Origin of the sequence: Microbacterium sp. NPDC058342, assembly GCF_042723935.1 — a bacterium.
Lineage (GTDB): Bacteria > Actinomycetota > Actinomycetes > Actinomycetales > Microbacteriaceae > Microbacterium.
Genome location: NZ_JBHXID010000002.1, coordinates 16,116 through 28,994, shown reverse-complemented (window position 1 = coordinate 28,994; position 12,879 = coordinate 16,116). Strand labels below are relative to the sequence as shown.

Here is a 12,879-nt window from a genome sequence, read left to right as displayed (position 1 = left end):
CGCACATGTCCGCCCGGCGACCGAGTCGCCGGGCGCTGCTCCCGCCTGCCCACCGACCACCCGAGAAGGACCCATGACCACCTCGCCACCGAACACCGCGCCCATCTCCACCACCCTCACCACCATCGACGACCCACGACGACGGCGGCTGATCCTCATCGCCGTCTGCGTCGCGCTGATGGCGGTCATCGCATCGGTCTCCGGCCTCAACGTCGCCCAACCGCAGGTCGCCGTCGAGCTCGGCGCCTCGCAGAGCTCGGTGCTGTGGATCATCAACGCGTACACCCTCACCCTCGCCGCACTGCTGCTGCCGCTGGGCGCGGCAGGCGATCGATGGGGCCGAAAGCGGACTCTGCTCGCGGGTCTGGCGATCTTCGCGGTCGCGAACATCCTCGGGGCTCTGGCGCCCTCCACCGAGGTGCTGCTGGCGGCACGCGTACTCAGCGGCGTCGGCGCAGCCGTGATCATGCCCATCACCTTGGCGGTGATCACCTCGACGTTCCCGGAAGAGGAGCGCGCGAAGGGCATCGGCGTCTGGTCCGCCGTGGGCGGCGGCGGCGGCATCCTGGGCATGTTCCTGTCCGCCGTGCTGGTCGACCTGGGCAGCTGGCGCTGGCTGTTCGTGCTTCCGGTCGCGCTCGCTGCGGTCGCGTTCGCGATCACGCTGAAGTCTGTGCCCGATTCCCGTGACAACTCCGCGCACCGCTTCGACGTTCTCGGATCCGTCTCCTCGGCGGTCGGCATCGTCGGTCTCATCACCGCGCTGCACGAAGGGCCCGTCCACGGCTGGAGCGCTCCGCTGACGCTCGTCGGGCTCGGTGCCGGCGTGCTCGGTCTCGCCTTCTTCGTCGTGTCGCAGCTGCGACGATCCGAGCCTCTGCTCGATCTGCGCATGTTCCGCTCCCGGGCGCTCTCGAGCGGATCCGTGGCGCTGCTGGCCGTGTTCGGAGTGCAGGGGGGCATTCTCGTGGTCCTCTTCCCGTACTTCCAGACGGTGCTGGGCTGGTCCGGCCTCGGCGCGACGCTCGGGCTGATGCCCATGGCGCTGCTCATGATGCTGTCCGCCGCACTCGCCCCGAAGCTGTCCACCCGCGTGGGCATCCGGCCCACCATGCTCACGGGCATCGGGGTCTTCGCCGGCGGGCTGGTCCTGCTGGCGGGCCTGGCATCCGCCGATGGCGGATATGTCGGCGTGCTCCCCGGACTGCTCGTCATGGGAGCCGGCATGGGCATCGCGATGACCCCCGCGACCGAGGGGATCACGAGCGCGCTGCCGCGGGCGCAGCAGGGCGTCGCCTCGGCGCTCAACGACGTCACGCGGGAACTCGGCACTGCTCTCGGGGTCGCCCTCCTGGGGGCGGTCCTCTCGGCCGGCTACCGCAACGCGATCGATCCGTTCGTCGCGGGCATGCAGGGCGCCACGGCCGACGCGGCCCGGGAGGGCGTGGCCAACCTCACCGCCGCCGCGGGCTCCGGGCCCGACGCGGAGGCACTGATCCGTGCGGCGCAGGACGCCTTCGTCGCCGGCTGGCAGCAGGCGATGTGGGTCGGAGTCGTCGTCATGATCGCCCTGTTCGTCTTCGTCGCCGTGTCCCGGCCTCGCGGGGGTCGCACGGAGGAAGCAGCAGACGTGTCCGCGTGATCCGTCGGACGGATGGACTCGCCGCGGCTGGGTCTCCCGTCACCAGCGGGATGTTCAGTTCTGTGCGTTTGCTCCGTTCCCTTCCAGACCTGCACGTACGATTCCGGGAATCCGCAATGACGCGTTCGTCGATGCCCGCCATCGGCCTGACCTTCTGGGGTTCCCATGCATTCCGTGACATCGACTCCCTCTCTCCTCCTGAAGAGCACGCTCGCGCTCGCCCTGGCGGTGACGATGTCGATGTTCTCGGTGGTGCCGGCCGGCGCGGTCGGCACCACCGGCGCGGCCGGAGTCCCGGCGATCGCGAATCCCGACTTCGGAGCTGTCGATTCCACCGGCCATCCGGCCTCCTGGCGGGCGTGGAACCCCGCCGGCACGGCCTCGGTCACCGTCGGCCCGGACGGTCCGCAGGCATCCCCCGCCGTGGCGATCACGTCGACCTCCGGTGAGACGACGCGGTACGCCCTGACCCAGAGCGTCGCCGTGGACGACACCACGCCGCGCCGCCTCACCGTCCGAGGCCTCGTGAAGGCCGAAGGGCTGTCCGGCGGCTTCAGCATGATCCGGGTGCAGGCGTACGACGCCTCCGGTCGCGTGACCGTGCCCGTGGCGAAAGGCCCCTACCTGACGGGATCGTTCGACTGGCGCGAGTACTCGACCGACCTCGTGCTGCCGCAGGGCACCACCCGCATCTCCATCGAGCCGATGCTCGACCGATCTGCCGGCACCGTCCGGTTCACCGCGATGGATCTCGTCGAGACGACGCAGACGGGTTCTCTCACCGCATCCGCGACGGCCCGCGGAGTGGTGGAGCTCAGCTGGAGCGTCGAGGCGGAGAACGCTGCGCGCTACGCGGTGCACCGCGCCGACGGGCAGCGGTCGCCGAAGGGCGACTCGTCCAGCCTGGTGAGGTCGGCGGTGGCGACCACGACCGCCGACGACAGCGTCTCACCGGGTGCCACCTACACCTATCAGGTCCAGGCGCTGGACGCGGACGGCGCGGTGCTCGCGACCAGCCCCACCGCCACGACCTCGACGCCGGCGACGTTCGCGGACCGCACCGAGACCACGATCCTCACCGGCATACAGGACGATGACGGCGCGGCTCACGCATCCTGGGCAGTGGCCGCCGACGAGCCCGAGACGGACCTGACGCTTCAGGTCGGAGACCGAGAGCCGCAGCGGATCGAAGGCATCGCCGGCGGCATCGACCTGCCCGGGGATGCGGGAGAAGAGCTCACGCTGCGCTCCGCCGGCGAGGTGCTCGCGACCGCTCGCGTCGGCAGAGCCGCTCATCCACGCACCTTCCTCGATCCGGACACCGTCGACCGCGTGAACGAGCAGCTGCGATCCGGAGACGCGACGACCGCCGCGGCGTGGGAGAAGATCACCTCACGCATCGCCGGACCCGACTCGGGATACCCGGGGAACGGGAGCGCGGGGCTGTATCGCGCACGCGAGGCCGCCTTCGCGTACGCCATCACCGGCGACCAGGGCTACGCCGAGAAGGCGTACCAGAGCCTGATCTCAGCGGAGGGATTCGTGGTGGCACGGCCGGTCAACATGGGACTGGAACTGGCCCGCGCGAACCTGCTGCTGGCGGCCGCCTACGATTGGGCGTTCACCGGCTGGACCGATGCCCAGCGCGCGCACGTCCGCGACATCATCACCCGATCGATCGACCTGCTCTCGACCTACCATCACGACGCACTCGACGACACGGTCAAGACCAGCAACTGGGTGGGAGTCGTGCGCTCGACCGAGCTCGCGCTGCTCCTGGCCGCTCGCGGCGACGCGGACTTCGGCGACCACGACGACCGGATCGCCTTCCTGCTGGACGAGACGAATCGTCACCTGCAGCAGGCCTACACCGACACCGGCTTCACCCAGGAGGGCTGGGACTACCTGCACTACACCGAGCTCTACATGTTCCCCTCCATCTACGCAGCGCAGGACAGCGGAGTGCGCACGCTGGATGCGGAGTTCAACCGGCCGAAGTTCTGGAACCTCGCACTCCACACCGTGTCCACGCGCAGTCGCGGCGACGTGCTCCAGTTCGGCGTCTCCGGCCCGAGCGGACAGGTGGACGGATCGTTCCCTCTGATGTTCCCGATCACCCCTGACTCCGCGGTCCCGGGGCTGAAGCACACGTACGACCGCGTTCAGGGCGTGCTCTCGGACGACAAGAACTTCGACGGCGTCCACGCGCTGTGGACCATGCTCTTCTACCCGGAGGACGCCAGCAGCGATCCGGCGGACCTGACGGCACCGGAGGCCCGGACGGCACTGCTCGACGAGGAGGAGGGCTTCTATGCCTTCCGGTCGGGGTATCGCGATCGGGACGACACCCTGATCGGCACGGCGAGCCGCAACGATCAGCACCGCGGATGGTCCAGCGCTGAGACCTTCTCCCTGACGTGGATGAGCCACGACACGACGTGGGCGAGCCTGGGCGGCAAGCAGTGGACGGAGCCGCTGGCGTGGAGCAAGCCGCTGGTCGACGCGAAGCTGGAGCCGTACCGCAACGAGTACGAGACCGCCACCGGAGCGGGCAGGACCCTCGAGGCACGGGCGTTCCCCGACCAGGGCGGCGGCTATCTCCGCCTGGACGGAGCCGCCAACTTCCTCGTCGACACCGCCCGGCGGGAGCAGGTCGTCGATCTCTCCGGCGGCGACGACGCCGTCGCGATCGTCGCCGTGCGGGACACGTTCGCGGACGATGTGTCGCACAGCTGGGATTGGCAGCTCCGACCCGAGGCGGGCGTGGCCATCTCGATCTCCGGCGATGCCGCCGAAGACGAACCCTACTTCACCTTCACCAGCCCCGGCGGCGCGGTGCTCTCCGGCTTCGTGCTCGATCGCGCGGGCCTGACGGCGGAGGTCATCGACGGCACCCTGCGCTTGACCCGCGTGGGAGCGGCGGCGGAGTTCCGCATCGTCCTCGCGACCTCGGACAGCGGTCCCCTCGATGCCGAGCTGATCGACGGGCAGCTGGTGGTCGACGAACGGGTGGTGGACTTCGAGCACTTGGACGAGAGCACGGCGAACGGACTGCCCCAGCGTCCGGACGACGGCGCGACCGCTCCGCCCGCCGCAGGCCGGCTGTCCTCCGACAACGGCTGGGACACCGGGCTGCAGGACGGCGACTACAACATCACCATGAACATGTGGTGGGGAGAGAACGCCGGCGTCTTCCATCTCTACGAGAACGGGTTGCTCATCGACTCCGTGGATCTCGCGCTGAACACTCCGCGAGCGCAGACGGCGACCGTTGCGATCTCCGGCCGAGCGGACGGCACCTACACCTACACCGGGGAGCTCGTGAATTCGCGCGGCCGGACGCCGATCGGACCCCTCACCGTGCGGGTCACCCAGGCGAAGCCCGGCAAGCCGTCGCTCAGCCATGACGACTATGACCGAGACGGCTCGTTCACCCTCACCGGAAACCTGTGGTGGGGCACGAACGGAACGAGCTACCACTTCTATCAGGACGACGAGCTCATCGCGGAGGGTGCGCTGAAGAGCCGCAGCCCCCATGCGCAGAAGGCCGTTCACAAGGTCGACGCGCTGGCACCGGGAGTCCATTCGTTCCGGGTGGAGTGGCGCAACGACGCCGGGGTGACGGCGAGCGACACGGTGAAGGTCATCGTCCGCTGACGCGACGGAGCGTTGCGCATACCCGCGCACCTCTGGACACTTGTGCACATGCTCCCCGCTCAGCGTCACTCGCAGATCCTGCGCGAGATCGACATCCGCGGAGGGGTGAGCGCCGCGGAGTTCGCCGCCCGGGTGGGCGCCTCCGGCATGACCATCCGACGGGACCTGGCGCTCCTGGAATCGCAGGGACTCGTCGAACGGGTCCATGGCGGCGCGGTGAAGCCGCGTCGCCATGGCGCGTCGGCATCCGCTCGCAGGCTCACCCCGCTCGCGACACTCGGCATGGTCGTCCCCTCGGCGAACTACTACTACCCCGAGATCATCCGGGGCGCGAAGGCCGCCGCGGCCGAGGCGGGCGCCCGCCTCGTGCTCGGCGTCTCCGAGTACTCGTCGGAGTTCGAGCGGGAGCAGATCTCCCGGCTCGCGACGAACGGGGTCGACGGGATGCTCGTCACACCGAGTCGTTCGTTTCACGCGGAGCCCGCGACCTTCGAGGCTCTTCGGGATGTCAGCGTGCCGGTCGTCGTCGTGGAGCGCGCCCTCGACTCCGCCGCTTCGCTCGGAGCGCTCAGCACCGTCCGCAGCGACCATGCGCACGGTGCCGAGCTGGCCGTCGCGCACCTCATCGCCGAGGGCTGTCGCCGGATCGCGCTGGCCCGGCGGCGGAGCCCGACCGCACCGTTCGTGCGGGAGGGCTACCGACGGGCGCTCGCCGCCGACGACCCGGCGCGCGCGCCCATCGAATTCGAGCTGCCTGCCCGCGAGGCATCCATCGCGTCCCTTCGGAAGCACTTGAACGAGCTGCTGGACGCCTGTCTCGACCAGAGGGTGGACGCGATCGTCGTCCTTCCCGACGAGGTCGCGATCTCTCTTCTCGAGGTCGCCGGAGATCGCGGGATCGTCGTACCGCGCGATCTCGCACTGGTCGCGTACGACGACGAGGTCGCCTCCCTGGCCTCGGTGCCGCTCACCGCCGTCGCACCTCCGAAGTTCCAGGTCGGGCATCTCGCCGCGCGCACGTGCATGGATCAGGTCCTCGCGTCGGCGCGCGGCTCGAGCGCAGAAGCGCTCCCGCGGGTAGAACTGCTCCCCGCCTTGAAGACACGGGAGTCCAGTCGTCGTGAGCACGCGCCCGCTGCTCTCAGCGTCGACGGCGAGCGCTGAGCGGACGACCCGCGCTCAGCCCTTGACCGCACCGCCCAGGCCCGCCCCGTTGAGGAACAGCCGCTGGAAGACGACGAACAGGGCGATGGGGATGACGGTCGCGATCGCGAGGGCCGCCAGGAACACGTCCAGCTCGATGAACTGCTGAAGCTGCGGCAGACGCACCGACAGCGGCTGCATGGCGGGGTCCTTGAGCACCAGCAGCGGCCAGAGGAAGTCCTTCCACGCCCCGATCACGGCGAAGACCGAGACGACTCCGATGATCGGCTTCGACATGGGCAGCAGGACCGACCAGAACAGCCGGTATGGTCCGGCTCCGTCCATGCGCGCCGCCTCGAACACCTCGCGCGGCAGCGAGTCGAAGAACCGCATCACCAGCAGCACGTTGAAGGCGTTGGCGCCGGCGGGCAGCCAGACCGCCCAGAAGGTGTTGATGAGTGACTGGCCGAGCAGCGGAGGCTGGACGATCGTGAGATACAGCGGGACCAGCAGCACGATGCTCGGCACGAACATGGTGGCCAGCACGGCCGCCACGATCACCTTGCCGTAGCGGGGCCGCAGCACCGAGAGCGCATAGCCTGCGGTGGTCGCGACCAGCACCTGCACCGCCCACACGCCCAGTGCGACGACCACCGTGTTGAAGAAGTACAGGTCGATCTGCACCCGGCTCCACGCCTCGCCCAGATTCGCCAGGTCGATGCCGTTCGGCCACAGGGCGAGCGGCTGGCGCAGCGTGTCCTGCGTGGGCGTCACGGCCGACTTCGCGAGCCACAGGATCGGTCCGACCCCGACGAGCACGAGCGCGCCGAGCAGCGCCGTGTGCAGCGTGCGAGCCGTGATCAGCACGGGCCGACGGCGCCGGTCCGCTGCGGAGAGGATCCCGCGGTCGAGGGGATCATCCGTCCGGCGGCGGCGCCGGATGCCCCGATCCGCGACGCTCACGAGGTGCTCCATCGCCGCGTCAGGCGGAAGTACACGGCGGAGAAGATCGCCAGGACGACGGCGAGCATGAGGCTGAGCGCGGTGGCGGCGCCGTAGTCACCGCCCAGGCTGGACTGGAACGCGTATTTGTAGATGAGGAGGAGGATCGTGGTCGTGGAGTTGGCCGGGCCGCCGGCGGTGAGCAGGAAGGGCTCGAGGAACACCTGGGCCGTGCCGATGATCTGCAGGATGAAGGTGATCAGCAGCACCCCGCGCAGCTGGGGCATGGTGATGTGCCAGACCTTGCGCCAGACGCCGGCACCGTCGACCTCCGCAGCGTCGTACAGCTCGGGCGCGACCCCGATCAGGGCGGCCAGATAGATGATGATCGTGCCCCCGGCGGCCGACCAGGTGGCGAACAGCACGATCGACGGCATGGCCAGAGCCTGATCCGACAGCCACGGCAGGGGTCCGAGGCCGAACCAGCCGAGGATGGTGTTGAACACACCGTTCGGCGAGCCGTCGTAGAAGAACTTCCACAGCAGCGCACCCACCACCGGAGGCACGATCACGGGAAGGTAGGCGAGAGCGCTGAACAGGCCGCGCGCTCTTCGCACCTCGCTCATGAGCACCGCGACCACCAGCGGCACGGGATAGCCGAGGATCAGCGCCAGCACCGCGAAGTACAGAGTGTTGAGCACGGCCGTGCCGAGCAGCGGGTCGTTCAGCACGGTCTCGAAGTTCTGCCATCCCACCCACTGGGCGGGCGACACGAGGTTCGTGTGCTGGAAGGCCATCACTCCGGCTTCGAGGATCGGCTTCCACGAGAACAGCACGAAGCTGAACAGCAGCGGTATGAGGAAGACGAGGGTGTGCGGACCGTCTCCGCGCACCCAGCTCCGCCTGCGGCGGTGCGGCGGCCGGCCGTCGCGTACGTCCTCGACGAGGTCCGACGGCGGCTCGGGCGGTGCCGCCTGCTCGATGGGGGTGATCTGGGTCATTTTCTCACCGGTGGTCGGGCCCCGGGCCGGCGTCGCTGCCGGCCCGGGGCGTGGATCATCATCCTGCCTTGGCGTACAGCGCCTCGGCCTGCTCCTGCGCACCGCGGAGGAGTTCGTCGATGTCGGCGTTCTCGTCGGTCAGCACCGACTGGACGACGGCGTCCAGCAGCGCGTAGACGTCCTGTGTCGCGACGCGGGGCTCGCCGATGAGCGGCTGTGACCCGCTGTGCTCGGTGTACGGGGCCATCTGCTGCAGCGGCACGTTCACCGACGGCGCGATCCACGACTGGTACTGAGCGAACCGCTCGTCGTCGAAGACGGGGAGCTCGGGAGCCCCGACCGGCTGATCCAGCGAAGCGGCGAGCTCGGCCGTCTGCACCGCCGTCTTCTCGTCGGCGAGCTTGGCCAGGTAGTAGAAGTCAATCCATTCCACCGCCGCCTGCTGCTGGGCCGCCTCGGCCTTGGGACTGACCGCCGCCAGCGTGCCGCCGCCGAGCACTCCCGGGTCGGCACCCTGCAGCGGCAGGATCGAAATGCCGTAGTCCTCGGGCTTCAGCGCGTTCTGCGTGACCAGATTTCCGTAGTTGCCGCCGCCCGAGACGTACATCCCGATACGGCCCGAGGCGAAGTCCTGGTTGATGGTGCCCCAGTCGTAGAGGAAGTTGGAACCCATCGAGTCGTCGTCCCAGCGCAGGGCGTGCAGGTACTCGAGGACCTCTGCCGCGGCGGCATCCGTGTCGATCGTCGGGGCCGACGCCTCGCCGTCCTCGGTGCGCCCGCCGAACGCGTTCACCAGCGTCGTGAAGATCCAGCCGCCGGTGTTCCCGCTCGTCATCGTCGCGTAGCCGGCCTCGCCGGTGGCATCCGAGATCTTCTTCGCCGCGTCCCGCACCTCGTCCCAGGTGGTGGGCGGCATGTCGGGATCCAGGCCCGCCTGCTCGAAGAGGGCGCGGTTGTAGTGCAGCGCCTGTCCGTACGCGGCGATCGGGATCGCCCACTGGCTGCCGTCATCGGCCTGGCCGGCCTGGGCGACGTTCGGGTTGAAGGCATCGGCGTAGGGAAGCTCGGCGACGTAGCCGCTGATGTCGGCGATCTGTCCCGCGGCGATGAGTCCGCGTCCGTCGGTGAACGGGATGGTGAACACGTCCGGCAGGGTGCCGCCGGCCAGGTCGGCGGTGAACGTCGTCGCGGTCCAGGTGTATTCCTGCGCCTCGACCGTGATGTCGGGATGGGCCTTCTCGAACGTCGCGACGCGGGCGTCGAAGTTGTCGCGCGCCTCCTGCTCGAGTCCGGCATCGATCGCGACGGTGATCGTCGTCCTGCCGTCGGGGGAATCGGCGTCGGCGCCTCCGCTGCAGCCGGCGAGCAGTGCACCGGTCGACAGGAGGGCGACGCCGGTTATCCCGACTCGGGTGAGGGATGACCTCATTGTCTTGTCCTTTCGTGCTGTGTTCATTGTGCGCCGGGGCCGGCGCTCTCCGGGTCGCCGTGCTTCACAGGGTGAGCCACACGGTGGAGTCTGCGGGCAGCGCACCGTCTCGAAGCGGTGAGCTGGCGAGGAGCACCGCTCGGTGCTCAGGGAGCGCACAGGGCGCGCCGAAATTGGTGATCGATGCGGTCTCGTCGCCGCGTCGGAACGCGATCACGTCCGGTCCCAGTTCGAGCCACTCCAGCCCGTCGCGGTGCAGATCGGCGGTCCGACGGCGGATGCCGAGCATGGCGCGATACAGCGAGAGCATCGAATCGCGATCCTCCGACTGCGCCTCCACCGTCAGCCGGGCCCAGTCCTCCGGCTGCGGCAGCCAGGTGTCCCGCCCCGGCGCGGTGCCGAAACCGTAGGGGCGCCGGCTGCCCGCCCAGGGAAGCGGGACGCGGCAGCCGTCGCGCCCGGGGTCGACGCCGTCGGAGCGGAAGTGCATGGGGTCCTGCAGCACCTCGACGGGGAGCTCGACCTCGGGCAGCCCGAGCTCGTCGCCCTGGTAGACGTAGAGGGCGCCGGGGAGTGCGGCGGTGAGCAGCGCCGCCGCCCGGGCGCGTCGGGTGCCGAGTGCGATGTCGCTCGGAACGCCGAAGCGCTTCCGCTCGAACGCGAAGCCGGAGTCCTCCCGACCGTAGCGGGTGACGGGGCGAGTGATGTCGTGGTTGGAGAGCACCCAGGTGGCCGGAGCGCCGACCGGCTCGTGCTCGCGCAGCGTCCGCTCGATGGAGCCTCGCAGCGCGGTCGCGTCCCAGGGGCGGGTCATGAACTCGAAGTTGAACGCGCTGTGCATCTCGTCGGGACGCAGGTACGCGGCGAAGCGCTTCGCATCGTCCAGCCACACCTCTCCGACCAGAGCGCGCGGCTGCTCGTAGGAGTCGGCGATGGTGCGCCAGGAGCGGTAGATGTCGTGCAGCTCGTCGCGGTCGAGGTGCGGATGCCTGCCCGGTTCGGGTCGCTCGGGGAGCTGAGGAAGAGCCGGATCCTTGGCGAGGAACGCCGCCGAGTCGATGCGGATGCCGGCCACGCCGCGATCGAACCAGAACCGCAGGATGTCCTCGTGCTCGCGACGCACCTCGGGGTTGTCCCAGTTGAGGTCGGGCTGTTCGGGGCTGAAGAGGTGCAGGAACCACTCGCCGGGGGTTCCGTCCGGGTCGGTCGTGCGGGTCCACGTGCTGCCCCCGAAACTCGACACCCAGTCGTTCGGCCGCTGATCCCCGTTCTCGCCGCGACCGGGGCGGAACCAGAACCGCGCACGAGCCGGAGATCCGGGGCCGGCGGCCAGCGCCTCCTGGAACCAGGCGTGCTGATCGGAGACGTGGTTCGGCACGACGTCGACGATGGTGCGGATGCCGTGCTCGGCGGCCTCGCGGATCAGCGCCTCGGCATCCGCGAGGTCCCCGAAGGCGGGATCGATGGTGCGGTAGTCGGCGACGTCGTACCCGCCGTCGGCCAGCGGAGACAGGTACCAGGGGGTGAACCAGATGGCGTCGACGCCGAGCTCGCGAAGGTAGCCGAGCCGGGCGCGCACACCGGCGAGATCTCCGGTTCCGTCGCCGTTGCCGTCGGCGAAGCTGCGGGGATAGATCTGGTAGATCACGGCGTCGCGCCACCACCGGTCGGCCGGGGCGGGGCCCGTCACGCGCTCGCGCGGCATCCGTGTGTGCTGCAGTTCCCGGCTGACCATTCGTCAGCGACCTCCTCGTCGACCGTGCTAGGTTTAGCGGTATATCTTGTCAAGAAAGGTAGAGCCGGATCGCAGCGCTGTCAACCGTTTCGCGAAAGATCTCCGCGATTCGCTTTAGCGATAAACTCGGAGTCGCCCAGCCCGCGCGGTGACACCGGCCCGCGTCGTAGGATTGCGCCCGGAGGAAGTGTGACCGTCAAGCTCAGCGACATCGCGGACGAAGCAGGCGTGAGTGTCATGACCGTCTCGAACGTCATGAACGGCAAGAGGGCGCGGGTGTCCCTCGCGACCATCGAACGGGTCCGGGAGATCGCCGACCGACTCGGCTACGTCCCCAACATCCCGGCGCGCAGTCTCGCCGCGGCGAGGTCGCACATCGTCGCGGCGTTCGTGCCGGTCCGCGAGAACAACAGTCTGCTGGTCAGCCCCCACACGGTGGCGGTCATCGGAGGGCTCGAGGCGCATCTGCGCCATCGCGGATACCACGTGCTGCTGCGCGGCATCGAGCACGAGGGCGACATCGCCGACGCGATCCGAGGCTGGACACTCGACGGCGCGATCCTCGTGGAGTTCGCGGATGCCGAGATCGACCGCATCCGCACCGACGGCGTGCCGCTCGTCGCCATCGACAGCTACTCGGCGAACCCTCGAACGGTGGGGGTGCGAACCGACGACTACAGCGGCGGGCGCCTCGCCGCGGAGCACCTCATCGCAGCGGGCCACCGGCGGATGCTGTTCGCGGGCCCTCCTCAAGGGGAGACGGGCGTCGTCGCGCAGCGCTGGGACGGCTTCCGGACCGCCGCCCAGGACGCGGGTCTGGACGGCCGATCCATCGCCGTCGAGGAGGTTCTCACCACCTTCGAGGACGGGCGCCGTTTCGGACTCCGGCTGCGGACCGATCACCCGGATGTCACAGCCGTGTTCGCGACCGCGGACGTCATGGCCGTGGGCATCATCGCCGGGCTCACTGAAGCGGGCGCGCGCGTTCCGGACGACGTCTCGCTGGTCGGCTTCGACAACCTCGACCTCAGCGCGTACAGCACGCCGGGGCTGACCACCATCGCTCAGGACATGCCGGCGAAGGTCGCCGAGGCGGCCCGGATCATCCTCGAGGAGATCGAAGGCGGCGAGGGGCCTCGCGCCGCCGTCTCGCTGCAGGTGGCGCTGGTCGAGCGCGGATCGGTGGCTCCGCCTCGCACGGACAGAAGTGGCGCGGGGGGCGGGGGGGGCGGCGGGGCGACCGCACGCGCGGTGACCACCGGCGCGCCGGTCATAAAAAAAAAACCACACGACCACCACCACTAAAAAAGGCAAGACAGGATAGGCGGAG

8 protein-coding genes are annotated in these 12,879 nt (G+C 69.5%); 4 read left to right on the top strand and 4 right to left on the bottom strand.

The annotated features are described in order from the left end of the window. The first annotated feature begins 73 nt into the window (after positions 1-73). From ACFWHT_RS10075 to ACFWHT_RS10065, 3 genes are all read left to right on the top strand, one after another. Complete coding sequence (locus ACFWHT_RS10075) at positions 74-1,642, top strand: MFS transporter (protein WP_378828048.1); 1,569 nt, start codon at positions 74-76, stop codon at positions 1,640-1,642. 174 nt (positions 1,643-1,816) lie between these two features. After that, on the top strand, positions 1,817-5,299 hold the full coding sequence (locus ACFWHT_RS10070; protein ID WP_378828046.1) for a hypothetical protein: 3,483 nt from the start codon (positions 1,817-1,819) through the stop codon (positions 5,297-5,299). A gap of 48 nt (positions 5,300-5,347) precedes the next feature. Then, entirely contained in the window at positions 5,348-6,463 is a 1,116-nt protein-coding gene (locus ACFWHT_RS10065) for a substrate-binding domain-containing protein (RefSeq protein ID WP_378828044.1), read from the top strand. Between the two features lie 15 nt (positions 6,464-6,478). On the opposite strand, the gene ACFWHT_RS10060 is transcribed toward ACFWHT_RS10065, so the two are convergent. From ACFWHT_RS10060 to ACFWHT_RS10045, 4 genes are all read right to left on the bottom strand, one after another. Then, complete coding sequence (locus ACFWHT_RS10060; RefSeq protein WP_378828042.1) at positions 6,479-7,417, bottom strand: carbohydrate ABC transporter permease; 939 nt, start codon at positions 7,415-7,417, stop codon at positions 6,479-6,481. Continuing rightward, positions 7,402-8,385: a carbohydrate ABC transporter permease gene (locus tag ACFWHT_RS10055; protein ID WP_378828040.1), complete on the bottom strand. Its 984-nt coding sequence runs from the start codon at positions 8,383-8,385 to the stop codon at positions 7,402-7,404. The genes ACFWHT_RS10060 and ACFWHT_RS10055 overlap by 16 nt, the downstream gene beginning before the upstream one ends. Positions 8,386-8,443: 58 nt before the next feature. Beyond that, positions 8,444-9,814, bottom strand: a complete 1,371-nt coding sequence (locus tag ACFWHT_RS10050) for an extracellular solute-binding protein (RefSeq protein WP_378828038.1) — start codon at positions 9,812-9,814, stop codon at positions 8,444-8,446. 64 nt (positions 9,815-9,878) lie between these two features. Further along, complete coding sequence (locus ACFWHT_RS10045) at positions 9,879-11,519, bottom strand: glycoside hydrolase family 13 protein (protein WP_378829459.1); 1,641 nt, start codon at positions 11,517-11,519, stop codon at positions 9,879-9,881. Between the two features lie 219 nt (positions 11,520-11,738). Here ACFWHT_RS10045 and ACFWHT_RS10040 point away from each other — a divergent pair, with 219 nt between their 5' ends. Next, on the top strand, positions 11,739-12,854 hold the full coding sequence (locus ACFWHT_RS10040) for a LacI family DNA-binding transcriptional regulator (RefSeq protein WP_378828036.1): 1,116 nt from the start codon (positions 11,739-11,741) through the stop codon (positions 12,852-12,854). The last annotated feature ends 25 nt before the right edge of the window (positions 12,855-12,879 follow it).